Genomic DNA, 25,234 nt, shown 5'->3' with positions numbered 1-25,234 from the left:
GGTGTGCCCGCGGTACTCCCGAACTACCCCGGACCGGGCGCCCCGGGTGCATCCCGGGCTATGAGACGGCCCCCCTGGATTTTCTGCGGAACTGAAGCTTCAGGGGAACCTTGTCAAAACCGAACTCCTCACGAAGGCGGTTTGCCAGGTATCGTTCGTAGGAAAAGTGTATGGCCGCCGGCTCCCGCGTGAAAATCACGAAGGTCGGAGGCTTGATGGATGTCTGGGCGGCATAGACAATCGAGTTTGCCTTTCCGCGATGCCTCGGCGGAGGCATCCGGCGCGTGATCCCGGCCAATGCCCTGTTCAGCAGGGCCGTGGGGACCCGCTTCGTGTACTGTTCGTACACGGTGTCAATCATGGGGAATATCCTCGGTACCCGCTGACCCGTCAGGGCCGACAGGGTGAGTATGGGGGCGAAACTTAAATACTTAAAGTTGTCCCTTATCATGGTTATGTAGGTGCCCAGTGTGGAATTGTCTTTCTCAACCAGATCCCACTTGTTGATGACGACCATGGAGGCAACCCCCCGCTCGTAGGCCAGTCCCGCAATCTTGACGTCCTGGTCCGTCACGCCTTCTGCGGCATCGACAAGAATCAGCGCCAGGTCACAACGGTTCAGTGTTTTTATCACTTCCTGTACCATGGCGGTTTCGAGCTTTCGGCTCACCCTGCTCTTTTTCCTGACACCCGCCGTGTCTATGAGGGTATATTTCCTGTCTCCCAGGTCAAAGTCAGTGTCGATGGTGTCCCGTGTCGTTCCCGGTGTGGCGTTCACGATGACGCGTTCATAGCCGAGAAGGGCGTTGACCAGGGATGACTTGCCCACGTTCGGCCGCCCGGTAACGGCGATGCGGATCCGGTGGTATTCGGGAGTCACAATCCGTTCGGACCGGGGCAGGGCTGCTGCGACGTCATCCATGAGATCACCCACGCCGAGGCCATGCTGGGCCGATATGGAGTAGATCGGTTCCACGCCGAGACGGTAGAAATCGAACGACCGCGCTTCGTGCTTCGGTCCATCAATTTTGTTGACCACGAAAAAAACAGGTTTTTCGGTCTTCCGGAGCAAGGCGGCTATCTCTTCGTCCGACGGTGTCATGCCGTCCATGCCGTCCATAAGAAATATAATCGCCTGTGCTTCGTCGACGGCCCGGGTCGTCTGCTCTCTCATCCGGGTCAACAGCCCGTTCCGTGCCAGGGGCTCGAAGCCTCCTGTATCGACGACACGGAAGGGCTTTCCGTTCCAGGAGGAATCACCGTAGTTGCGGTCTCTCGTGGCACCGGGCCGGTCAATGACAATAGCCCTTTTGGTCTCTGAAAGGCGGTTGAAGAGCGTGGACTTGCCCACGTTGGGTCTTCCGATAATTGCGACGACAGGTGTTGTCATATCAGTATCCCAGCTCCCGCAGCATGGAGGAGCTTTCATGCCAGTCTTTCTTGACCTTGACGAAAAGTTCCAGGAACACCCTGGACCCGAAGAACCGTTCCATGGCCAGGCGTGCTCCCGTTCCTATCTTTTTGAGCATACCGCCTTTTTTCCCGATGAGAATGCCCTTCTGGGACTGTTTCGCCACCAGAACGGTAGCCTGGATGCGTATCAGATTCTTTTCTTCATCGTCCTTGAAGGTGTCGATCACCACCGCCGTGGTATAGGGCAGCTCCTGGTGGGTGTTCAGCGTGATCTGTTCCCTGATCATCTCCGAGGCGAAAAACCGCTCGGACAGATCAGTCATCATATCTTCAGGGAAAAAGGGCGGCCCCTCGGGAAGATGCTTCCAGAGCTCCAAAAGCAGAGTGTCCACGTTGCATCCCGTCACTGCCGAAAGGGGTATGATGGTTTCAAAGGGATGGAGATTTTTCATACGGTCGATTAAGGGAAGGAGGTCTTCCCCGGCAATCCGGTCTATCTTGTTTATGATCAGAAAGACCGGTGTCGAAGTATCCGAAAGAGCCTCGAGGACAAGGCTGTCGTCCGGGGAGGTCCTCCGTGCCGTCTCGACCATAAAGAGAATGATGTCAACCCCTGTAAGAACCTTTAACGCCGTGGATACCAGGGATCGCCCCAAGGGCGTTTTTGCCCGGTGTATGCCCGGCGTGTCTATGAAGACGCACTGACCCTCGGGGGCGTTTTTTATTCCCGTGATCCGGTTTCTCGTTGTCTGGGGTTTGCGGGAGGTAATGGCGATTCTCTCTCCGATTATCGTGTTGAGCAACGTTGACTTTCCCACGTTCGGACGTCCCGCGATAGCCACAAATCCTGATTTAAACAAGGACAGCCTCCTGTACCCGCGGAGCGCTCATGGCGCCCCGTCGACTGATAGTCCTATCAGAATATGCCTGTTTTGACATCAGCAAATCGATTGTTGAATCATTTCGGCAAGCTCATCACCGCGGGAGGCGACGGAAAGGGTCTCGTTGAAGGTTCCGGCGACCAGCCTCAGACTGCCCGGGGCAAGGTGGTTGTCCTCGAGAATCGACAGACGGGACCTTCCCAGGTGATGATTGAGATAATCAACGGTGCTGTTGCGCGGTCCCCGAAACCGCGAAGTGTCCGACGGCGACAGGAAGAATCGAAGCTCGCCCGCCTTCGACGGAACCCGGTTGAGGAGCAGGAGGGCAAGATTCTTGAAGACAGTCGCGTCTACCAGCGAGCGCAGGGAGGGGTGAAAGGGACCGGCGAGGACAGCATTTTCCTGAAGCATTTCTTCAGTTACCTGGAGACCGATCCGGATGACGGGAATCCGGGCGGCGGTGAAGCGCGCCAGGGCGACAGCACAGAGATTGACGGCCTCATCGAGCGATAGCGGCCGATACCGACCCTCCCCGTAAAGACGGGCCAGGGCGGTATCCCGGAAGACGATGGTGGGGTGGATCCGGACCGTCCGGGGAGACAGGTCAATGGTTTGTTCAACGGTCCGGATGAAACCTTCCGCCGTGTCTCCGGGAAGACCTGCCATCAGATGGACACCTGTCTCAAATCCCTCCCGCGCGAGAAGTCCCACGGCCCGTCGGGCGTCCTCGCCGGTATGGCCGCGGTTCGATCGCGCAAGAACCTCGTCGTCGAAAGATTGCACGCCGACTTCAATGGTTCGTACCTGCCGGGAAAAAAGATACCGCAGGGTGCCGTTATCCAGGTGGTCGGGCCGCGTGGACAGGCGCAACGAATGAATCTTTCCTGTTTCAATGTAGGGGAGGGTGAAACCCAGCAGTTCTTCCTGCTCATCCCGGCCAAGACCGGTAAAATTGCCCCCGTAGAAGGCGATCTGTCTTTTCTGGTAGCGGTCTTTTGCCGTTGCAAGACAGGCCTCCACGGTCCGTGTAAAGGAGTCGACGGTGATGTCCGGCGTATAATTTCCGGCGGTGATGCTCTCATTGCAGAAAATACACCGGTTTGGACAGCCGCGATTCATGATGAAAATTGGAATGATGAGGCGTTTCATGGTGATTCACCATCGTTCCGCGCCAGGATAACGTCGAGAGCCCGACGGGCGGCCTGCTGTTCGGCCTCTTTCTTGCTCTTTCCGGAGCCGGCGGCCCTGACAGTCCTCTCGATGTCTACTTCCACCTCAAAGGTTTTGTCGTGGTCCGGTCCCCGGGTTCCGCGGATCCGGTAGGATGGTATGGATTGAAACAATTCGTGGGACAGTTCCTGAAGGCGGGACTTGTAGTCGTGGTAAAGCCTCTCGTTTTCCAGGTCGTCCAGCAGGGGTTCAAAGGTCTTCTTAATGAACTTTTGAGCGGCTTCGTAACCGCCGTCACCAAAGATCGCGGCCATAACAGCTTCCAGGGCGTTCGCCAGGAGGGATTCCTTTTCCCGTCCGCCGGAGGCCTCCTCTCCCCGGCCCAGCAGAAGAAAATCACCGATTCCGTAAGAGACAGCCAGCCGTGACAGTGCCTGATCGGTTACCAGGGATGCCCGAACCTTTGTCAGCATGCCTTCGCTGAAGTTTGGGAAACGGCTGTAGAGCAGTTCGCTGACTGCGAGCTGCAGCACGGCGTCGCCCAGGAATTCCTGACGCTCATTGTCATCAATACGTCCGGAGCCCTGGTTCTCATTGACATAGGAGCGGTGAGTCAGAGCGCTTTTCAGGAGAGAGATGTCCCTGAACCTGTAGCCGATGCACCGTTCCAGAACGGTCAGGGGCTCTTTAGGCACTTCAGGCATGACGGGCCACCCTTCCCGTGAGCATGGTTCCCCGTTGGGACTCCAGAGTTACCATGACGATAGTATTGATTATCGATGATGTACCATCCATCACAAGAACCGGTATATAGGTGTCGGAAAACCCTCGCAGCAGGCCTGTTCCGTCATGACGTCCACTCTCCACGAGAACGGAAACCTCCCTGCCCAGGAAACGCCGCCCGTACTCCTCTCTTTTTTTCAGTCCCAGTTCACGCAGAATACGAGCGCGTTCTTTCTTGACGGATTCCTTCAGGTGGCTCCCCATTCCGGCCGCTTTCGTCCCCGGCCGCGACGACCAGGGGAATACGTGAAAATAGGCGGCAGGCAGGGATGCGACAAACTCGAGGGTGGCCTCAAACTCCTTCTCTCCTTCGCCGGGGAATCCTGTCATTATATCAATGCCCACGGCCGCTTCGGGAGAAGCGTCGAAAATCTTCGAAAGGAGATCCCTGTAGTCTGCCGTAGTGTAGTTCCGGCTCATCAGTGACAGGATGCGGTCGTGACCGCTCTGGAGGGGAATGTGAAGGTGCCGGCAGAGGCGGCTGGAACGGCGAAAAAGCGCCAGAAGATCGTTTGTTACATCCTTCGGTTCTATTGAACTGAGACGGATTCTTTCAATCGATGTTTCATTTTCGATGCGGCGCACCAGTCTCGCCAGGGTCGTCGCTTCCGCCAGGTCATGACCGTAATGACCGAGGTGTATGCCCGTGAGAACGATCTCCCGGTAGCCCGAGTCGACAAAACGCCTGATTTCTTCGATAACGCCGGTTTCCTTCCTGCTCCTGCTGGGGCCACGCGCCCTGGGAATGATACAGTAGCTGCAGTCGGCATTGCAACCGTCCTGAATCTTGACGTAGCCCCTGGTCTGGCCTGGAATCCGCGACAGCGGAAGACATGAGAAAGGCTGGTGGTCCTTCATGTCCGTTACAACGATCGTTCCCGCCGGCAATCGTTCGGACGTGAGCAGCGACGGAAGGGCGTCTTTCATGGCCGTTCCCGCCACGAGGGTCACGCCGTCAAGCCCCCTGAAGGTTTCCGGGGCGACCTGGGCATAACAGCCCGTCACCACGATAGAGGCCGACGGATTGAGACGGTGGGCCCGTCGAACGAGTTGCCGCGACTGGTAATCCGTTTTCTGTGTCACCGAACAGGTATTGACGATGTAGATGTCCGCCTGACCCGTAAAGGGAACGATTTCGTGGCCTGATCCTGACAGTTTTTCGGCTATTCCCGCCGATTCATAGTGATTGACCTTGCAGCCCAGGGTTGCCAGGGCGATTCTCATTACGCGTCCCATCTCTCTGTCGGTTTTTCATACCGTGTCATAGCGTGGATTCCTAACCCTTGTCCCGGATGTTTGTCAATTAAAATGCCGAAAATGGATATTTCAACCGGGCCGACGGCGGAGTACAAGGTGACCGGACAGGGGGTGAACAAGCAGGAGTCGGGAAGATGCCGCGTCTCTATCGGGAGAACGGGGTTCCCGCCTTCGGGAATCCGAAGAGAGCCTTCCGGTCTCCGGGGGAAGAGGAGAAAAATGCTTTTCGCAGGGAAAGTCCTTCCGGAGGCGTCCCCGGACAAGCTCAGGCCGCAAGCCTTTTCGGGCCGGTGATTTGAGAGGCTAAACGGCCGGGCCTATTTGAGGTCTTTCTTTTGCACCCACTGGCGGTTCTGATCCTGCAGAAAGTGGTTGTCTTCGGCCAGGCGGTACATCCGTATGCGATTCTGCAGGGCTACTTCCTCGAGCGGAGTCGATGTCTCCGCGGCAATGATGCGGAAGAGAGCTACGCGGTCACTGTTTTCTCCCTCGGCGGCGGCCTTTGCGCCGGCCGGGGCAGCGGGGTTGACCACGCCGACGAGACCGTTCCAGGCCTCACCGATAAAACCATTGTTTTTGGCCTCCAGCAACGCGGGGTATCTACCTTTCATGGAATTGACGATGCTGTCCCTGTTTTGGGCCTGCGGGGCCGGCACCAGGGATACCATGAGGGCCAAGACAAACAACAGGGTGAGAAGCACAATTCTTTTCATTCGGGACATACCTTTCGTGTCTTAACGTTAAACAATTGTCATTGTTTCAGCATTTCAAGTTCTTCCCGGGTAAAAATATCATCCAGTCCGCCCTGAAAACTGAGGGCTTCATCAAGGGCCCGCTGCACCTTGAGATTAATGTCCACGGTGACAAAAATAGGGGCGATTTCAACGCGGTGGGTGGTGTCAGCCGTTACGTGATGCCTCGTGCAGGCCAATGGCGCCAAGGCCATTGCCGCTATCAGCAGTGCCGGGATTATCCTCATTGCCTCTCCTGTAGTGAAGGTGGTTGATGTTGGTCTGCCCAACCTGGTCAGGCTTCATTATTTCGCCCTTTTATCGAAAGTCAAGCAATTCTTCCAGTGTCCGGTCGACTGATTCCCGGCTGCTCAGGGTAAAACCGAGGACCCTGTTGATAATCTCGTCAAGATCATTTACGTTCAGAACGAGACTGCCGATTTCCTGGGGCGGATCGCCCGTCATTCCTTTACCCCGCACCTCAATGCGCGCGGCCGTTTCCTGCCCCTTCTTTTTGAGGTCCATCGTAAGATAGGTGTACTCAAAGTCCTTCAGCGCCTCTTCCATGCGCCGGGCAACCAGGGAAAGATGGGGGTGACCGGCCATGGCCTCATTGATGTGGAACATGATTGTCCGCAGCCACTGCTCATCGTGGATACCCACCCGCCCCGTGCCGGGTACGGAATAAACATACCCCCGCTCGAATGTGAGCCGTCCCCTTTCATAGGTCAGGGGAAGCCTTCCGTAGATCAGGCCGCTTCCGGCAACCTTTCCCTCCGTCAGTCGGGAGAGCAGGGCTATGATGTCGATGTCTTCAAGCAGAACCTCCAGATTTAACCGCTTGCTTTCAAGATCGACCCGTGCCGCCCGCAGGGCGATGGAGCCGCCCTGCGGGATGTTCCAGGCAGATCGCTCAAGAAAAAGACGGTCACGGTTCTCGACCCTGAAGGCAAGGGAACCCTGTTCCAGATCAAAGGCCCCGAGGCGCAGCCTGTCGACGGTACATACCTGGTTTCCTGGTGTGTTCAAGGGGTCCAGACTTGTGAATGTCACGGTTCCGGCCAGGCCTTCCACAGTAAGATCCTTTGAACGGCTGCGAATATTCAGGTTCCTCAGCGATAATTTCAGACGGGGCTTCACGTGCGGGTCCGGGAGGTCCAGGAGGAATTCCCCACGGACCTGACCCGTGATGTCCACATCGCCCAGTCCCGGTACCAGATGGGACAGGTCTTTTTGATCGGGCAGGTCGCACCAGTCCATGCTGCCCGTAAAGCTTCCCGCGAGCGTTCCTCCCTCCACGGCAAGGTCGGTGCTGAAAATAAGGGGGGAAGGAGAAAGAAGGAGCCAGGAACCATCCAGGCGCAGTTTCCCGTCGTACAGAGCGATCTGCCCCGCCGGGCCCGGCCGGTCGATCCCGGCGAAGCTGACCTGACCGAGTGTAAAGTGTCCGGGCTGGGGAGGTTCCTCTCCCATCGCGAGGGGAACACGCAGCGAAATACCTCCTATTCGGACAGGAATCGACGGAATGTCCAACGTTCCCCCCTCAAGGCCGATAAGGGCTGAGAAACCCTCAAGACCGTCCCCTCCCAGGGTCGCCCGGCCCTCCAGGGAGGCCTGGCCGAAATGAATGCTTTTGTCACCCATGCGCAACCGGAGGGGGTTTTTCGATACCGCCGTGGTGGTGATGTCAACCTCGACCCGGGGCCACGGAGCCGGTTTCGAATGGATATCGCCCCGGGCATGAAAGGAAATGTCGCCGTCTGTGGAAACCATGCCGTTTGAATGGAAAAGAACCAGTTCTTCGGGTATCGTCCCCTCGAGGACCCAATCAACGTGCCCTCCCATGGGAGCCTTTTTATTCAGGAGGCTCGCCGGCGGTGAATGGTTGCTTTCGGCGGTGATCACCGCCCGGAGAGGTTTTTCAAGGCGCGCCGAAAGATGTGTGCGGGTTCCGCCGCCATCCTGGGTCAGGGTGAGGAAGGGCAATTCCCATTCCATGAAGCGCAGTCCCTCGAGGCTCACTCCGCCTTCAAGATTTGTGAGCGCCAGGTTTTCATCGATGTCAGACCCGGCCGCGATGAATCCCTCGTCCAGGCGTACCCGCAGAGCGGACGTATCGAGTGTCAGCCCTTTCACCAGGGCGGTGGCCGAGACGGTACCCAGTCCGGACGACCCGGCTTCCCGGTGCCAGTCAGCCCTGATGTCCAGCAAGCCCGACAGGGAAGGGCCGCTTTGACCCGCCGGCGGTACGGTCACTGCTTTCCCGGTCCGGTTGGAGACCCTGATTCCAAAACGCGCCTCCCCCGTTTCAAGATTGCCCCGGCCGTGGATGGTGAAAGGAATTCCCAGGGGTTCGCACAGGGCGGTCATCATCATTCCGTCCCGGGAGCGCGATTCAAGACGGCCTGAAAAGGGTACATTCAGGGACCATCCCCCGAAGTCGATGACGACCGCTGATGAAGTGATTTCGAGAAAGCCGAACGGAAGGGCCACAGGCCCTGCCGCCGACGGAAGACCTTTGCCGGAGGGTGGAAAAGCCGCATCGGCACCGTCGTCGCGTACCGTTATCCGCCAGGTGAGGCCGCTTGCCAGAATCCGGTCAACGGTGCCTTTCATGAGGCCTGAGGGAGAAAAACGGATCGCCAGAAAATCGAGGCTGATGCGTCCGTTCTGCGCTTTCAGCCCGCTCATGACGATACCCCGCGGCGAAATGGACTCCACCCGCACTTCGGGGTTTTCTATCCCCGCTCGCTCCATGTAGCGGATCAGCACTGATTCGGCAAGAATCGGCGCTCCCCAGGTGAGCGCCAGGAGAACGATGGACAGGACGGCAACAAGACAGAAGAGGATGCCTGTGAATCGACGGGGAAACGCAAAGGATGGAGCCCTGTCGCGGTTGTCTTCGTTCACTGTCCGCTCCACATCATCCGTCATTACAAGCCGAATGCCCGCAGGCCGGCACACGGCGGCAGGCTCCGGTATGAGGTGCCTGTGATCCCGTCGTGACCGGAGACTTCCCCCTGACGGGGCAACCGAATATCATGAAGAGCCATGGATGCTGCGCTCCTCCACACCGGGGCCGGGGCGGGACATTTTACGTTGCGCCCCCCACTGGGCATGGTGTATGGGAATGATGCCCACGGGGTAATCCGGTCCGGAATTATGTGGGCATCATAGCTGAATGCATCGGATATATCAAACAACCGGAGAAACGCCAGTGAGGTGTATTATGTTTACCAGAGGCAGCCGGAAGGGGTACCGGGAGATGCTTCCGGGAATCGAACTGAAACCGATGACTCACGGCAACGCGATGCTGCTGGGTGAGTTCAGGTTGAAAAAGGGTTCCCGCATCCCGTCCCATCGCCACGTGTACGAACAGATCGGGTACCTGGTTTCAGGAGGAATGCGGTTTATACTCGAGGATGGGATTTTCGACGCCGAACCGGGGGATAGCTGGTGCATCACGGCAGACTGTGAACATGCCGCTGAAGTCATGGAAGACTCCGTTGTGGTCGAAGTCTTTTCCCCGGTCCGGGAAGACTATCTGTTCTAAGAGGCGCGGGGGAGGGCGGCCCTGCACCGGTCAGCGGCGTTCTTCGTAGTAACGGCGGGCCTCGGGCAGAAGTGATCTGATGGTTCGTACGCGCTGTTCGTCTGTCGGATGGGTGCTCAAGAAAACCGGCGGAGCCGTCCCCTTTTTTTCGGCGGATAGCCGTTCCCAGAACGTGAGAGCCTGGGCCGGATCATAGCCTGCCATGGCCATGAAAATGAGTCCCAGGCGATCGGCTTCCCGTTCCTGCAGTCGGCTGTAGGGAAGAATAAAGCCGATCTGGGCGCCGAGGCCGAAGGCCATCATCCAGAGTTCCTGTGTCGCCCGAGGGTGGTCGGCAAGGGCTGCGGACAGGGCCATGCCGCCCATCTGGACCATCAGGAGGTGGCTCATCCGCTCCCCCCCGTGACCTGCTACGGCATGACCGATTTCATGGCCGATGACAACGGCAAGTCCGTTTTCATCTCCAGCAACGGGAAGCATGCCCGTGTACACGGCTATCTTGCCGCCGGGCATTGCCCAGGCGTTGATGTCATCGCTTTCTATGAGGTTGAATTCCCAATCATAATTGCTCAATTCCCGCGACATTCCCCGTTGCGTGTGATAGCGCTCAACCGCCCGTTGTATGTTCCCTCCCACCTCCCGTACCACGGCGGTCTTTTCTGCATCGGTACTCACCGTGCTTTCCTGCAGAAAGGCGCCGTACTGCTGCCTGCTCATGGAGAGCATCGTCGTGGCGGGAACCAGGCTGAGCTGCTTGCGCCCCGTGACGGGCACGGTGGCACAGGCGCACGCCACCAGGAGAACAGCCGCGAACACGAGAAGCCGAAAAAGATTTTTTTTCATTGTATCCGTTGTTTCCTTCATGGTGTCCGCCCTGTCGCAGTTCATACACCAAGAGGATCATTACCGCAAGAGCGGGAGGGACCGCGCCCGGCTCAGCGGTCAAGACGCCGGAAATATTCAGCGCGGCACTCCTCTTCCAGACTGAGCATGCGCTGGAAAGCCTCGTTAAAATCGTCCATGCCCGTCGTGAAGGTTCCATGTCCGTAGACAAGGGTGGCTCCATGGCGTATCAGGGCCGCCGGCACAGTCTTGTCGATGCCGAAGGGCCCCCGTCCCACCTCACCGGGAAGGATGGGAATATCGCCGAAGAAACGCTCCCGGGGGCATCTCCGGTGACAGTCTCCGCGGAAGTCGCAGTCATCGACGGCGCAATCCATTGAAATAATGACCGAGAAGCGGGGATGACCGTGGAGGATTGCCTTCATCTTCGTAGATCGGACGATCTCCAGGTGGAGCGACAGTTCGCTCGATGCGGTCAACCCGGCACAGGATGACCCGTCCAGGGGACAGGGATCGATGCAGCCCTGCAACTCATCGAGGGAACTCCCTGTCTGGCTTATGTAGAGCACATCACCCAGGCGGTAGGACAGGTTGCCGAAACAGGAATCGACGAGGTCATGGGAAACAACGGTTCGACCGGCTTCTTCCAGCGCCCTGCAGGCGTCCTGTGGGGTGGCGAAAGGTCCCGTGGCCAGCTTCTCGGTACCGTCGTCGACCGGGCCGGGGTCGCCGGCCATACCCGCGACTGAGTTCAGTGCCCTCAGGGCTTTCTTCGTCAGCCTTCCGCGACGCCGCATGGAGAGCATTTCAGAAAAGAATGTAACGAAGCAGGCGAAACAGACGGAACTGAACGTCACGAAGGCCTGTTCCGGGCTGACGGTACCCGTGGTGACGATGCCCCAGCCGGGGACGATGGCACAGTTTCTCCCTTTCAAAAGGGGAACCAGGTCGGCATCACTGAAGCTGCCGGCCAGGGGAATATCATGGAGAAACGTCCGTGTTTCGGAGTCTTCCGGGTAGATGGCGTTGCCGGAGGTTTCGCAGAGATAGTCGATGATTGTCCTCCAGGGTTCCCGGGGCATCGAAAAAAGCAGGGCGGTGATGCCGAGTTCCCGGAACAGCTTCTCCAGGACGGTGCTCGTGCCGTCCTCCCTGTTCCAGACAAGTTCGGCGTCCATGGCGCCCAGGATCGGTTCTCCTTCATGAGAGAGCCCCCGGGTAACGAGCTTGCGCTCGTATTTTCGAATCATTGCTTCCATGAGAGTCCCAACTCCCCCGCTTTTTTGGCTGTGGGCAATCCCGACTCGTCAAGGCCGCGGATGATATAGTAGTTCGAGCGGGCCTGAAGAAAGGCCTGACGGTCCAGGGGAGGGATGGTTATGTCCCTGACGGGGGATCCCTGCTCGCGGAAAAATCTTTCCGGAAGATCGTCATCCTCGACGGTAAAGCCGTTGCGGGCGTTCATGATACGTTCCCGGTAGCATATCCGTTCTCCCGCAGTCAGCAGGTCCTGCGCGGTCAGATCCAGGCCTGTCACCGCCCTGAATGCCCGGGAATATTCCACAAGTGTGGCGCTGAAGAACACAAAACGACAGGCCGTGAGGGAATCGACGGCGGCGTTTTGGTCTTCCGACAGTTTTATGACGCGGGCCTTGCCGCTGAAGCTGAAACGGTCCGTTGCCACCGGTTTACGAAGAATCTCATGAGCCACAGGGTAGGCCCGCAGGTGGCAGCCTCCCCGGGTCGATACCGCATAGGCGAGGGCCATACCGACGGCCCCCCGGGGGTCATAGGCGGGCAGTTCCTGCATCTTCACGGACATGGAGGATTCGGGTCTGCCCTTTCGAGAGGCATAGCGTTTCGAACCGCTGCTCAGTTCTGCGCCGATTCCGCGGCCGGTACCGATATCACGAACAAGGCCCAGAATATCCTCAGGGGCGAGTTTCCGGTCTTCAATCTCGGCGTAACAGGCCAGGGTAGCCGCCGTGGATATGGTGTCCATGCCCAGTTCGTTGCAGAGACGGTTTGCCTCAACGACCGAAGCCAGGTCGCTGTTGCCCAGAAGAGCGCTGAAATGCGAAAGTGTTTCGAACTCCGGCAGGGCCTCGCCGCGGGAGGACACCTTTTTACATCCGATATGGCATCCCCGGCAGGCCGCTGTGCGGGGAGAATAGGCGTTCCTGACGGCAAAGGCGTTCAGCTCCGGGGCCGGAGGGAAGAATGTCTCGGTAAAATTGTTCGTGGGCATTATGGCCCGGGCGTGCATGAGATCGTAGAGCGCGGGCGTCCCGAAAGAGCCTATTCCCAACTCGCCCATAAGGGCCGGCGAGGCGGCAACAAGGCGATGGATGTCCTCACAGGCGCGTTTCAACTCGGCCCGGTCATGGATGTCCGTGCGGCTTTCTCCTCTAACGGTGATGTATTTGATGTTCTTGGCGGCAAAGCACAGGCCGATGCCGTTCCGACCAGCCGCGTAATGGCCATCGATGATTGCACTGGCGAAACGAACGCCTTTTTCAGCGGCGGGTCCCAAGGCAAGAACCGAACCCCTGTGACGCAGCCGGGCGGTGATATCTCCCGTGGCGAGGCCCGCCAGGTGTCCCGCGTCGGTGAAGGTCACCTCACCGTTATCGATCTCAATTCCTGTGAGGTCGTTACCCTTACCGGTAATAATGATGCCGTCCCAGCCGGCCCTCTTGATCATGGTTCCCAGGGAGCCTCCCACCGAAGCGTCAGCCATGGTCCCCGTGAGGGGAGACCGCGACATGATCGTCATCCGTCCTGATGTGGGGGATGGCGTATCGACCAGGGGACCGGTGAATAGAAGAATCGGCATGGCGGGATCATCCCAGGGAAGGGTACACCGGTCTTCCAGGAAAAATCCCGCGAGGCCGCGACCGCCGATGCAGTGCTGCAACAGCTCGGCATCGGGAACTTCCCGAGAAACTGCCCTCGATGACAGGTCGATGTTCAGAATGGCGCCGCGCCAGCCCGGCATATCGTGTCCGTTCCTGTTTCCTGAAGAATACACTTCAGCTTGTAATGCACGGGCGCTTTTTTTTCAAGGCGGCACCGTTTCTATCAGATATGCTTGTAATCGCGGTTCCTTTGATATACATTCTCCCGTATCCGAGTACTGTCGGCCTGGAGAAGGAGTCCGCCCGTGGAAGCCCTGACGCGATATCTCGCAGACAACCCCGTCATCGCGGGACTCATCGTTCTCTCGGCGATCGTCGTCCTCTATTTTCTGATGAAGAAGATCCTGAAATACGCCCTTATCTCCCTTGCCGTGTTTGTCATCCTCATGGGGTATTCCTATTACAGGGCCCCGGAGGAATTTCCAGACCGTGTAAAAACCAATATTTCGGAGATTCGTGAACGAAGCGGCGATGTGTTCGATAAAGGACGTGAAGCGCTTGACAGGGGGAAGGGCGTCACCGGGATGGTGGAACGGATGATCGAGAAGGGAAAAGAGTTGCTGTCCGGTTCCCATGGCGAGTAACAACAGATGTTCAGATAAGATTGATGACCATGGCCCGGGCAGGGCAGGCCTTGACGCAGACGGAACAGCCACTGCATTTGGCCGGATCAAAAAGAGTTTTCATGGAAACCGGATCCTGGTGAAGGGCACCGGTGGAACAGAACGCCCGGCAGGCCCCACAGTGGACACAGCGCTCCTCATTGTGGGTTACACTCTTTGAAAGCAGTTCAACCTTGAGTCCTGATTCTTTCAGGAAGGCAATGCCCCGGTAAAAGTCATCCTTCTTGCCGGAGAGATCCAGGGCCAGGACGCCCTCCCGTTTGGGCAGGACCCGGGCATGGAGAATGTTAAAATCGAGATCGAAATCTCTGGCAAGACGGCACACCAGCGGCTTGTCGACAATGTCGGCCGTGTAGCGGATGACGATCTTCTGAGAATAGTGTTCTTCCACGGAATGCTGTTCCTCTCCCGACCTAACCATTTGACCTTCCTGGTTAATCTTCATAGCACAAGAGACGGTCCCAATCCAGTAGTTTGAACCGGCTTCTTAAGGAATGGTCATCGTCGATCACATTGTATTCGAGATTCCTGAACCGGTCCGCGGCGATCTTCCGAACAGGCTCGATGAGGACCACGTCGTCATTGCTTCCGTGATACACCACCACGGGGAAGTCCAGAGGCCCGCGGCACTGTTCCCTGAACTCATCCAGGGCGAGTGCCGGCGCAAGCAGAATCAGCTTGTGGATCGCCTGGGGGTTTGCGCAAGCATACAGGGCAGCCATGAGACCGCCATAGCTGGAACCCACCAGTACCAGACCCTTTTTCCCCGCAAGGAGAGACCGAAGCGCGCCCATTCTCTCCTCGAGACTTCCCCTGTAATCCCGGATAATCATGCCGGGGTATCGTTCCTTGAAGAATACCCCTTTCGTTCCGCCGCCTGAACTTTCAAGTCCGTGAATAAACACCCGTGTCAGGCCGTCTTCGTTCATCATTTTCTTCGTCCTTGTGGCTTTTGTCCCGCTGATCATCAGGGGGAGGGGACGCTCCCCGGAGAACCTTTTACTATTGCCGATGGCATATTGCAAGAAATCACTGTGTCAGCCATCGGCGCCGGACGGCAATGAGATTGATCTTTCAGTGACACATGTGCTAGATGAATGCCCTATCGTTATTCACTGAGACGGAGAATCCCATGACCACGTTGTGGCCTTTCAGAGCGTTGAGACCGGTACCGGACCGTGCCTCCGGAGTGGCTTCCGATGCCTATGATGTTATGAGCCGTGAAGAGGCCCGGCTCATCGCGGGGGCGAACCCCCTCAGCTTTCTCAAGATTGAGAGGTCTGAGATCAATCTTCCCGATGCCATAGACCCGCCCGACCCCCGGGTGTACCAGTCCGCCTGTGATGCGCTGCAGGCGATGGTGCGGGAGGGCGTCATGATACAGGATGAGACTCCCTGTTTCTACCTGTACCGCCAGCAGGCGGACAGCCATGTCCAGACCGGCATCGTGGCCTGCTTTGAATCCGAAGACTACCGTTCCGGAAGAATCAAGCGCCATGAGCTTACCAGGTCGGATAAGGAAACAGACCGGACCCGGCACATCGACCGGCTGAACGCGCAGACGGGACCGGTATTTCTTGCATACCGCGACAACGGCTCTGTTGACTCCATCATTGACGGGATCACGTCCCGGCAACAGCCCGAGTATGCCTTCCGGGCCGATGACCGGACCTTCCACTCCGCGTGGATTGTGCGGGACGCACGAACCATGGACCGTATCGCCGATGCCTTCGAGAAAATCGATTCTTTGTACATAGCCGACGGCCACCATCGGGCGGCAGCGGCAAACCGCGTGGCCGAAATCCGGAGGCAGGCGAATCCGGCCCACACAGGAGCGGAAGAATACAACCGCATCATGGCGGTCTTGTTTTCCCACAGACAGTTGCGCATTCTTCCCTACAACCGCGTCGTCCGCGATCTCGCGGGCATGGGGAAAGAGGCATTTCTCGACCGTCTGTCCGACCGGTTTCTGCTGGAACCGCTGGAGAGAAACGCCCCCGCTCCGGAGCGGGGTGTCTTCGGCATGTATCTGGGAGGACAGTGGTTCCGCCTGTCCCCGACAGGTGAAGGGTGCGGGAATAATGACATTGTGTCCTCTCTCGACGTGTCCGTTCTGCAGGACCGGTTGATTGCCCCCATACTGGGCGTAACCGATATGAGGGGTGACGAACGGATCGATTTTGTCGGCGGCATCAGAGGAACCGGAGAACTGGAGCGCCTTGTCGACGCGGACCTCTACGCAGTCGCTTTTTCACTCTACCCGACGGATATGGACTCGCTCATGGCTGTGTCCGACAAGGGACAGATCATGCCGCCGAAGTCAACCTGGTTCGAGCCGAAGCTGAAAAGCGGCCTCTTTGTTCACCTGCTGGATTAGGCTCTGAAGAGTACGGGTCCCCTCACAGCGATGGACTCTGCCTGTCATGTATGACGAACCTCCCTTCAACCTCATGGTTCTTCTGGGACCGACGGCGTCGGGCAAAACAGCTCTGGCCGTCAGGCTCGCCCGGCACATCGAGGCCCTGCACGGAACGACCGTTGAAATCATCTCGGCCGATTCCCGGCAGGTTTACTGCGGCATGGATCTCGGGACAGGAAAGGACCTGGAGCAGTTCACCGGGGGAGGCACACCGGTTCACTGTCATATGATCGACATCGTTGATCCTCACCATGAATTCAACCTTTTCGAATTTCAGCAGGCATTCTACCGGGTTTTCTCGGACATCAAAAACCGCGGGGCCTTCCCCCTTATGGTGGGAGGAACGGGCCTGTATATCGAGGCTGTGACGAAAGGCTACGATCTTCCCGCCGCCTTTGATTCAGAGGGGCTGAAGCGTCTCGATGAGCTTCCGGACCGGGATCTCCGGAGCCTGAGACGACGGTATCTTGAGCTCAGAGGAACGCCCCACAATACAACCGATGTCCTAGATGCGACCAGGCTCGCCCGGGCCATCATTATCGAGGAAAAACGCAGGGAGTCAGCCGAGGCCGACCGAGCCCCGAAGCCCTGCGTCATTCCGTGCGTGATCGGCATACGAGTGGAACGAAGCCGGTTACGGGACCTGATCCGGAGACGTCTGCTGGAGCGCATAGAGAAGGGGATGATAGACGAAGTCAGGGACCTGCACGCCGCGGGGCTGAGCTGGCAGCGTCTTGACTCTTTCGGTCTTGAATATCGATACATCGCCCGACACCTTCGGGGGGAACTCTCGCGGGAAAAAATGATCGAAATTCTCGCCATCCGCATCGGTCAGTTTGCCAAACGGCAGGAGACCTGGTTCCGGCGGATGGAACGGAGGGGTACCGTAATTCACTGGATAGACCGGGGTGACTTCGATAGCCTGAGAAGCCTGGTCGATGCCCAGGGGGGCCACAGCCTATGGCGGAGGGAATAAACACGTACTTGAGCAGGTACGGCTGTGACTGCCGATGGAGCCTTTCAGGGGCACAGCCCACGACAGTCCGCGCGGCCGTCGTGATTCCCGTCCTTGCCGAGTCGGCCCATCTTTTCAGAACTCTGGAGAGCATTGCGCAAAATGACGCGCGGAGCCTGGCTGAAACCATGGTGATCTGCGTCGTCAATAACGGTCTTCCCGGTATCGCCAGGCCCCGTGACCGGAAAGACAACGAAAAAACCCTTGCCGTCCTGCGGCGCCTGGTGATGGAAAAGACGCATCCCGGGGCCGCCGGCGGCCTATCAATCGGCTATGTCGATGCCTCGTCGCCGGGCAGGGAACTTCCTGTGGGAGGTGGCGGTGTCGGCCTGGCCCGGAAAATCGGCATGGACCGGGCCCTTGAACTGTTCGATCACCGGAGTGTCTCGCCGAGCATACTTCTCTGCCTTGACGCTGACACCATCGTCGAGAACAACTGGATTTCAGCGGTGCGGAAAAACTTTGAAACACGAAATCTCACGGCGGCGGCCGTGGAATTTCTTCACCAGCCTGGGGAGAATGACGAGGATGATGATGCGATTTGTCTGTATGAAACATTCATACGATACTACCGGCTTGGACTGGAATATGCCTGTTCGCCCTACGCCTGGCATGCCATCGGCTCAACCATTGCCGTCACCGCCGGCGGATACGCGGCCGTGCGGGGCATGAGCAGGCGTGAGGCGGGGGAAGATTTTCACTTCCTCAACAAGGTCACGAAGATCGGTGCCATCGGTCTGGTAACCAACACCCGGGTCTATCCTTCGGCCAGGAGATCTCAGCGTGTTCCATTCGGCACGGGACGGACGATTTCCCGATACGCGTCTCACGGAGGACGTCTCGGGACCGCCTGGGACCCTGAAGTGTTCCGGATTTTGAAGGACTGGATAGCCTGTCTCGGAGAGCAGGCGGCTTCCGATACCGGGACAATTCTGGAACGGGCGCGCCACATTCACGTCCTGCTTCCGGATTTTCTGCGCAGGGAAGGATTTCACAGGGTGTGGCCCCGGCTGCTCGAAAATGCCGGGAGGAAAGGCGTAACGGAAAAACAGTACTCGGGATGGTTTGACGCTCTCAAGACCTATAAGATGATCAGGTACATGAGCGTTCAGGCCTTCAAGCCTCTACCGCTCTACGAGGCGCTGAGAAGAATCATCGCCGTGAGCGGGAGAAACGTTTCGACGTTGAGCGGGTTCCTTCCACCGATGCCGGACAGAACCTCCCGCCGGCTCATTCTCGAAGAGCTGACATGCCCGTCTCTTTGCACCGCAACCGCGTCCGGCCGCTCTTCCCGGCCGCCTGTCCCGGGGCCGCTCGACGGCACCCCGTCCGCGGGGAATTAACCATTGCCGACCCTTTCTCATTCGTGCTATAGCATATTGGATACGGTAAGTGTAATGATGCGAAGTGCCTGATGACAGTAAAGAGACGTACAACAAAGCCTGTTTTCATCGGTGCGGTGCAGGTGGGCGGAGATGCCCCCGTCGTTGTCCAGTCCATGACATCCACGAACACGAGCAACATCCTCGAAACAGTGGATCAAATCGCCAGACTCGAGGAGGCGGGATGCGAAATCGTACGCCTTGCCGTCCCCGACGGCAAAGCTGCGGATGCCTTGCCGGACATCAGAAAGCAGTCACCGGTTCCCCTCATCGCTGATATACATTTCGATCACCGTCTCGCCCTCCGCGCCATCGAGGGTGGCGCAGACGCCATAAGGATCAATCCCGGCACGATGGGAAGGGAACACCTTGCTTCCGTTATTGAAGCGGCTCGCCGGAAAAATGTGGTGATTCGCATCGGCATCAATGCGGGCTCCCTGCAAAAAGACATCCTCGAGAAACACGGCGGCCCCACGGCGGATGCTCTCGTTGAAAGCGCCCTGCGGACCATTGCCTTTTTTGAAGACAGGGGTTTCGGGGCCCTCAAGCTGTCTCTCAAATCCTCCGACGTCGGCACCATGATCGCCGCCTGTCGGGGGATAGCGGGGAAAACAGACTACCCTCTCCACCTGGGTGTGACGGAGGCGGGGGGGCTGGTGAGTTCGGCCGTAAAATCATCCATCGGGCTGGGTGTGTTGCTCAGCGAAGGTATCGGTGACACGATCCGTGTTTCCATAACGGGTGATCCACTGCAGGAGATGCCCGTTGCCTGGGGCATTCTGAGGGCTCTGGATATCAGAAAGCGGGGGCCTGACATCATTTCGTGTCCTACCTGCGGGCGGTGCGAGATAGACCTTCCCGCCCTTGTGGCGGAGGTGGAGGCCAGGCTCTCGGGAATGAAGGAATATCTCAAAATCGCCCTCATGGGATGTGTGGTGAACGGTCCCGGGGAGGCGGCGGAAGCCGATATCGGCATAGCCGGAGGCCGGCGTTCCGGCGTTCTTTTCAAGAAGGGCACCATGGTGAAGAAGGTGGCGGAAGAGCATTTCGTCGATGCTCTCATGGAAGAGATTCGACGGATGGTCACGGAAGAGCCCCGTCCTCCCGCAGGCCCCGCAGGAAACCATAGGACACAGGAGAGATAATGCGCTACTCTGAAATGCTGTTACCGACAATCAAGGAAATTCCCTCGGACGCGGAGGTGATGAGCCACCAGCTCATGCTGCGGGCGGGGATGATACGGAAGCTGGCCGGCGGAATTTATTCCTTCCTTCCCCTGGGTTACCGGACCATCAAAAAAATCGAGGCCATCATCCGCGAAGAGATGGACTCCGCCGGAGCCCAGGAACTGTTCATGCCCGCCGTTCAGCCGGCGGAACTCTGGCTCGAATCGGGACGATGGCAGCACTATGGGAAGGAACTCCTGAGGCTTCGGGATCGGCACAACCGGGACTACTGCATCGGGCCCACCCATGAAGAGGTGGTCACCGATATCGTTCGCAGCGAAATACAGACCTACCGCCAGCTTCCGTTGAATCTTTACCAGATACAGACAAAATTCAGGGACGAAATCAGACCCCGTTTCGGTGTCATGAGAAGCCGTGAGTTCAGCATGAAAGATGCATACAGCTTCGATGTCGATGAACAGGGGGCCGCCCTGTCCTACAAAAAAATGTACAATGCCTATGAACGCATATTCAAACGCTGTGGTCTCACCTTCAGGGCTGTCGAAGCCGACAGCGGCGCTATAGGCGGAAGCTATTCTCACGAATTCCTGGTCAGCGCGCCCTCCGGCGAGGATGGAATGGTCTACTGCGCTTCCTGCACCTATGCGGCAAACATCGAAAAAGCGGAGACAGTGAAGCCCCCGGAACCAGTTCCGGTGAAATCGGAGTTTCTGTCCCTGGAAGAAGTGTACACGCCGGACATCAGGACCATCGAAGAGGTGTCGGAGTTTATCGGCGTGGAACCGCGGGATATCGTCAAGACGCTCATATACGTTGCCGACGGCAGGACCGTAGCCGTTCTCGTGCGCGGCGACAGGGAAGTGAATGAAACCAAGGTTCGCAACGTTCTTGGCGCGGAAATCCTGGAGATGGCACCGGACGACGAAATACAGGCGGTCACGGGGTCTCCCCGGGGATTTGCCGGACCTCTCGGCATCAAGTGTCCCATCTACGCCGATTATTCACTGGCACCCATGAAAAACTTTGTTGTCGGCGCGAACCGCGAAAACTATCACCTGAAGCACTGTAATTTCGGCAGGGACATCACCGTTGCCTCCTTCGCCGATCTGCGCATGATTACCGAAGGAGACGCCTGCCCCAGGTGCGGCGGCGAGATTCGTTTCGCCCGGGGAATAGAAGTGGGCCATGTCTTTAAACTGGGAACCAAATACAGCACGGCCATGAATGCCACCTTTCTTGACAGGGACGGCAAGGAAAAATTCATTATTATGGGATGCTACGGAATCGGCGTCGCCCGGACAGCGGCGGCGGTCATCGAACAGAGCCATGACGCTGACGGCATCATCTGGCCCATGGCCATCGCTCCTTTCCAGGTTATCATCACGCCCGTCAACATGGCCGATGATATCCTCTCCCGGGCTGCGGAAGAGATCTACGGAAAGCTCCGGGAGCGGGGCCTGGATGTTCTCTATGATGACCGGGACGAGCGGGCTGGTGTCAAGTTCAAGGATGCCGATCTTCTGGGCATTCCCCTGCGGATTACCATCGGCGCGAAACGCATGGCGGAGGGATTGGTGGAAGTGAGGAGGCGGGCCACGGGCGATGTAAGCCTCGTTGCCTGTGCCGATGCGACGGACGTTGTAGGCGGCATGGTCGCCGGGGAACTCGGGGCCTCGCTGAAACATGAAGCCTGATTCATCGTATGGTTCGAATCACCGACATACTGGAAGAAGCCCAGAAATACATGTCTCAGGGCGAAGTGGAGATGATAGAGAAGGCATACATCTTCTCCGCGACGGTCCATCAGGGACAGGTGCGCCTGTCAGGTGAGCCCTACCTGACCCATCCCCTCGAAGTGACCTGGATACTGGTTTCCATGAAGCTCGACGTGGCGACCATCATCACCGGCCTGCTCCACGATACCGTGGAGGACACCCTGACAACCCTCGACCAGATAGAGGCTTCCTTCGGCAAAGAGGTGGCCTTTCTGGTGGACGGCCTCACGAAGATCAGCAAGATTGTCTTTGCCAGCCGCCTTGAACAGCAGGCGGAGTATTTTCGAAAGATGATCCTGGCCATGTCTTCGGATATCAGGATTCTCCTGGTCCGTCTGGCCGATCGTCTCCACAATATGCGGACCCTCGACTTTCACCAGCCCGCCCGAAAGATCTTCATTTCCAGGGAGACGGTGGAGGTCTATGCGCCCCTTGCCGGTCGCCTGGGCATTAACTGGATAAAAACAGAACTCGAGGACCTGGCATTCAAGTATCTCCACCCGGAGGGCTACCACGAACTTATCGACCGGGTGGCGATGAAGAAGGATGAGCGGGAAAAGTACACGGAGGAGATCAGGAGCATCATTCAGGAGAAAATTCAGGAATTCGGCCTGAGAGGAATCGTCAAAGGCAGGGCGAAGCATTTCTACAGTATTTATATGAAAATGCACGAACAGCACCTGAATTTTGATGAAGTCTACGATCTCACGGCATTCAGAATCATACTGGATTCAAACAGGGAAAGAGAGTGTTACGAGGCCCTCAGCGTTGTCCATTCCCTCTGGAAGCCCGTTCCCGGACGGTTCAAGGACTATGTCGCCATGCCGAAAGCCAATAACTACCGTTCCCTGCACACTACCGTAATCGGACCCTATGGAGAACGCCTGGAGATACAGATACGAACCGGCGAGATGGACGATTGGGCGGAAAATGGGATCGCCGCTCACTGGCGCTACAAGGAAGGCGGGGGAGCCTCACTTGAGGATGACCGGCAGATACAGCAGTTACGGGAGCTGCTGGAGAGCCAGAAGGACTTCAAGGATGCCCGGGAGTTCATGCGCAACCTCAAGCTGGCCCTCTACCCCGATGAAGTTTACATATTCACTCCCCGGGGAGATGTGAAGTCCTTTCCCAAGGGGGCGACTCCCATCGACTTTGCCTACAGCATCCACACCGATGTGGGAAACACCTGTGTGGGAGCGAAGGTCAACAGGAACATCGTCCCCCTGAAGTACCAGCTCAAGAACGGCGATACTGTCGAAATCATGACCCATCCGGGGCAGAAACCCAGCAAAGACTGGCTCAAGTACACCGTCACATCCCGGGCCGTTTCACGGATCAAGCAGTGGATCAAGACCGAGGAACGAGAGCGCAGTATAACGTTGGGAAGGGATATCCTCGACCGGGAGCTGAAGAAGCGCTCAATTTCCATGAACCGCCTGGTAAAGGAGAAGTCTTTCAAGAAACACCTGGAAGAGCAGTCGCTGGTCTCTCTCGATGACCTGCTGGCCCTCATAGGATACGGTAAAATATCGGCCCATTATGTCCTCAACCAGGTCTACGGGACGGAGCCAAGAGATCGTGACGAAGAAACTGAAGAAGCCGGGATTCCGGGCAAACTGAAAAAACAATCGAAGAAAATGTCAACCGCAGGCATATCGGTGCGGGGCATCGACGATATCATGGTTCGTTTCGCCCACTGCTGCAATCCTCTGCCCGGCGACGACATCGTGGGGTACATAACCCGCGGGAGAGGGGTCAGCGTTCACCTGGCCAATTGCCCGAAGGTCGAGGAGATGGATTCCGAGCGGATAATCGAAGTGAACTGGGAAGTCCAGAAAGGCCGGACCTATCCCGTCAACATCCGCGTGTTCTGTACCGACAAGAAGGGACTTCTCGCGGAACTCAGCGGCGTCATATCATCCCTGGGGATCAACATCAGTTATGCCGACCTCACAACCTACCCCGACCAGCGGGCCGATTTCGATTTCCAGCTGAACGTGAACGACCTCGCGCAGTTCAAAAAACTGGAGTCGGAGCTGAACAGGCTTCCCAGCGTTCTTTCGGTGGAACGGCAGCGTGAACCCTTTGTGAAGCAGCAGCGGGGAAGATAACCTGAGGAAAAGGTTCCATGGTCTGTTGACAAGGAGCTTTTTTTTCTATACAAGCATGCACCATCAGGAATCCGCCTTCAGGGACAAGGATCGGCGAACTCGTAAAAGGCCGCAAAACGCCCTGTGGGGGACGGCTTTGTAAAAAACCTCCAAGCATCCGGCTATAATGCCGGAGGTCATGCCTCCGGTACCATTTTACGACGCCCTCAAGGGTTACAAGCCATGAAAACCATTAAGAGATATGTGCTACTGACAATTTTGGTGCTGATGACGGCATGCCTTCCGGCGCTTGTTCCCTCTTCCGCTGAAGCGGCGAAGTTCACCGTCGTCATCGACGCCGGCCATGGAGGCGACGACAGAGGAGTTCAACTTTCCAGAAGTGCCGTCGAAAAAGACGTTACCCTGGCAATCGCGAAATCGGTGAAAGCCATAATGTCGCCCAACGATGCCATTGCCGTGATGCTGACCAGGCCGGACGACAGGAATCTTTCTCTTAACGCCAGAAAGGACGCCATTCGATCGGCCGACGCCGATCTGCTGATCAGCCTCCATGTGAACGCCGGATTCAGTACACGGGCATCGGGATACGAGATCTACGTACCCGCTTCGAAGAGCTATCCCCGGAAGGAACCCGATCCGGGGAAGGTCATCGACGAAATGCTCGAAATCACGTTCCTCAACAACAGCATCCGTTTTTCCAATATTCTGGACCGCGAACTGGGACGGGTTTTCCCACGGGAGGGCAGGGGCGTGCGACCCGCACCGGTGGCCATATTGAACAATATTTCCATGGCCGGAGTTCTCATTGAGCTCGGTTTTTCAACGAATTTTAAGAATAGGGACGGGCTGCTCGAAAATCATATCCAGGAAGATGCGGCAAAAATGATAGCCGAAAGCATACGGCTCTATTTTGGAGTGCCGCCCTCATGAAGATGTTTTTCGACTTCTTGCGAGTTTTTCATGATTGAACGTCGCGATACACGGCAGGCCGACCAGCTGCGATCTTTGAAGATAACGCCGGGTTTCCTTTCAAACAATCCCGGATCGGCGCTCATCGAGATGGGCGGTACGCGGGTTATCTGCGCGGCCTCACTGGAAGATCGTGTGCCTGATTTTCTAAGAAATTCCGGCGGCGGGTGGCTGACGGCGGAGTATTCGATGCTTCCATCG

22 protein-coding genes and 1 pseudogene are annotated in these 25,234 nt (G+C 57.4%); 10 read left to right on the top strand and 13 right to left on the bottom strand.

What is annotated here, in order from left to right; all coding sequences use genetic code 11:
* Positions 1-58 precede the first annotated feature (58 nt).
* From der to M0Q23_06040, 8 genes and pseudogenes are all read right to left on the bottom strand, one after another.
* Positions 59-1,372: pseudogene (der, locus tag M0Q23_06075) on the bottom strand (ribosome biogenesis GTPase Der).
* Positions 1,373-1,391: 19 nt separating this feature from the next.
* Complete coding sequence (gene era / locus M0Q23_06070; protein MCK9528202.1) at positions 1,392-2,255, bottom strand: GTPase Era; 864 nt, start codon at positions 2,253-2,255, stop codon at positions 1,392-1,394.
* Positions 2,256-2,351: 96 nt separating this feature from the next.
* On the bottom strand, positions 2,352-3,443 hold the full coding sequence (locus M0Q23_06065; protein ID MCK9528201.1) for a radical SAM protein: 1,092 nt from the start codon (positions 3,441-3,443) through the stop codon (positions 2,352-2,354).
* On the bottom strand, positions 3,440-4,168 hold the full coding sequence (gene rnc, locus M0Q23_06060) for a ribonuclease III (protein ID MCK9528200.1): 729 nt from the start codon (positions 4,166-4,168) through the stop codon (positions 3,440-3,442). The genes M0Q23_06065 and rnc overlap by 4 nt, the downstream gene beginning before the upstream one ends.
* Positions 4,161-5,483: a tRNA (N(6)-L-threonylcarbamoyladenosine(37)-C(2))-methylthiotransferase MtaB gene (gene mtaB / locus M0Q23_06055; GenBank protein ID MCK9528199.1), complete on the bottom strand. Its 1,323-nt coding sequence runs from the start codon at positions 5,481-5,483 to the stop codon at positions 4,161-4,163. The genes rnc and mtaB overlap by 8 nt, the downstream gene beginning before the upstream one ends.
* A gap of 338 nt (positions 5,484-5,821) precedes the next feature.
* The gene (locus M0Q23_06050) at positions 5,822-6,217 is read right to left on the bottom strand and encodes a YdbL family protein (protein ID MCK9528198.1); all 396 of its coding nucleotides are present in this window, start codon (positions 6,215-6,217) and stop codon (positions 5,822-5,824) included.
* Positions 6,218-6,255: 38 nt separating this feature from the next.
* On the bottom strand, positions 6,256-6,483 hold the full coding sequence (locus M0Q23_06045; GenBank protein ID MCK9528197.1) for a hypothetical protein: 228 nt from the start codon (positions 6,481-6,483) through the stop codon (positions 6,256-6,258).
* A 70-nt stretch (positions 6,484-6,553) separates the two neighbouring features.
* Positions 6,554-9,145, bottom strand: a complete 2,592-nt coding sequence (locus M0Q23_06040) for a YdbH domain-containing protein (protein ID MCK9528196.1) — start codon at positions 9,143-9,145, stop codon at positions 6,554-6,556.
* Between the two features lie 319 nt (positions 9,146-9,464).
* Here M0Q23_06040 and M0Q23_06035 point away from each other — a divergent pair, with 319 nt between their 5' ends.
* Complete coding sequence (locus M0Q23_06035) at positions 9,465-9,788, top strand: cupin domain-containing protein (protein ID MCK9528195.1); 324 nt, start codon at positions 9,465-9,467, stop codon at positions 9,786-9,788.
* A 30-nt stretch (positions 9,789-9,818) separates the two neighbouring features.
* Here M0Q23_06035 and M0Q23_06030 read toward each other — a convergent pair whose 3' ends face one another.
* The 3 genes from M0Q23_06030 to M0Q23_06020 form a co-directional block, all read right to left on the bottom strand.
* Positions 9,819-10,631: a M48 family metallopeptidase gene (locus M0Q23_06030; GenBank protein ID MCK9528194.1), complete on the bottom strand. Its 813-nt coding sequence runs from the start codon at positions 10,629-10,631 to the stop codon at positions 9,819-9,821.
* 92 nt (positions 10,632-10,723) lie between these two features.
* On the bottom strand, positions 10,724-11,890 hold the full coding sequence (locus M0Q23_06025) for a class II aldolase/adducin family protein (protein MCK9528193.1): 1,167 nt from the start codon (positions 11,888-11,890) through the stop codon (positions 10,724-10,726).
* Entirely contained in the window at positions 11,878-13,629 is a 1,752-nt protein-coding gene (locus tag M0Q23_06020; protein ID MCK9528192.1) for an aldehyde ferredoxin oxidoreductase family protein, read from the bottom strand. The genes M0Q23_06025 and M0Q23_06020 overlap by 13 nt, the downstream gene beginning before the upstream one ends.
* 165 nt (positions 13,630-13,794) lie before the next feature.
* Here M0Q23_06020 and M0Q23_06015 point away from each other — a divergent pair, with 165 nt between their 5' ends.
* A complete protein-coding gene (locus M0Q23_06015; GenBank protein ID MCK9528191.1) occupies positions 13,795-14,133 on the top strand; it encodes a hypothetical protein in 339 nt (112 codons plus the stop codon).
* A 10-nt stretch (positions 14,134-14,143) separates the two neighbouring features.
* On the opposite strand, the gene M0Q23_06010 is transcribed toward M0Q23_06015, so the two are convergent.
* Positions 14,144-14,593, bottom strand: coding sequence for a 4Fe-4S binding protein (locus tag M0Q23_06010; protein ID MCK9528190.1), 450 nt, complete (start codon positions 14,591-14,593; stop codon positions 14,144-14,146).
* 13 nt (positions 14,594-14,606) lie between these two features.
* On the bottom strand, positions 14,607-15,104 hold the full coding sequence (locus tag M0Q23_06005) for an alpha/beta hydrolase (protein MCK9528189.1): 498 nt from the start codon (positions 15,102-15,104) through the stop codon (positions 14,607-14,609).
* Positions 15,105-15,304: 200 nt separating this feature from the next.
* Between M0Q23_06005 and M0Q23_06000 the strand changes: the two genes are divergently transcribed.
* The 8 genes from M0Q23_06000 to M0Q23_05965 form a co-directional block, all read left to right on the top strand.
* Complete coding sequence (locus M0Q23_06000) at positions 15,305-16,549, top strand: DUF1015 family protein (GenBank protein ID MCK9528188.1); 1,245 nt, start codon at positions 15,305-15,307, stop codon at positions 16,547-16,549.
* Between the two features lie 46 nt (positions 16,550-16,595).
* Entirely contained in the window at positions 16,596-17,567 is a 972-nt protein-coding gene (locus tag M0Q23_05995; GenBank protein ID MCK9528187.1) for a tRNA (adenosine(37)-N6)-dimethylallyltransferase MiaA, read from the top strand.
* Entirely contained in the window at positions 17,552-18,949 is a 1,398-nt protein-coding gene (locus M0Q23_05990; GenBank protein ID MCK9528186.1) for a glycosyltransferase family 2 protein, read from the top strand. Before M0Q23_05995 ends, M0Q23_05990 begins: the two co-directional genes overlap by 16 nt.
* Before the next feature lie 71 nt (positions 18,950-19,020).
* Complete coding sequence (gene ispG / locus M0Q23_05985) at positions 19,021-20,133, top strand: flavodoxin-dependent (E)-4-hydroxy-3-methylbut-2-enyl-diphosphate synthase (protein ID MCK9528185.1); 1,113 nt, start codon at positions 19,021-19,023, stop codon at positions 20,131-20,133.
* Positions 20,133-21,869: a proline--tRNA ligase gene (locus M0Q23_05980; GenBank protein MCK9528184.1), complete on the top strand. Its 1,737-nt coding sequence runs from the start codon at positions 20,133-20,135 to the stop codon at positions 21,867-21,869. Before ispG ends, M0Q23_05980 begins: the two co-directional genes overlap by 1 nt.
* Before the next feature lie 8 nt (positions 21,870-21,877).
* A complete protein-coding gene (locus M0Q23_05975) occupies positions 21,878-24,064 on the top strand; it encodes a bifunctional (p)ppGpp synthetase/guanosine-3',5'-bis(diphosphate) 3'-pyrophosphohydrolase (protein MCK9528183.1) in 2,187 nt (728 codons plus the stop codon).
* A 222-nt stretch (positions 24,065-24,286) separates the two neighbouring features.
* On the top strand, positions 24,287-24,994 hold the full coding sequence (locus tag M0Q23_05970) for an N-acetylmuramoyl-L-alanine amidase (GenBank protein MCK9528182.1): 708 nt from the start codon (positions 24,287-24,289) through the stop codon (positions 24,992-24,994).
* 30 nt (positions 24,995-25,024) lie between these two features.
* The coding region (locus M0Q23_05965) for a ribonuclease PH (GenBank protein MCK9528181.1) at positions 25,025-25,234 on the top strand (210 nt) is incomplete at its 3' end.

The sequence above is a fragment of the Syntrophales bacterium genome, from assembly GCA_023228425.1.
GTDB lineage: Bacteria > Desulfobacterota > Syntrophia > Syntrophales > UBA2210 > MLS-D.
This window is presented reverse-complemented; position numbering and strand designations above follow the sequence as displayed.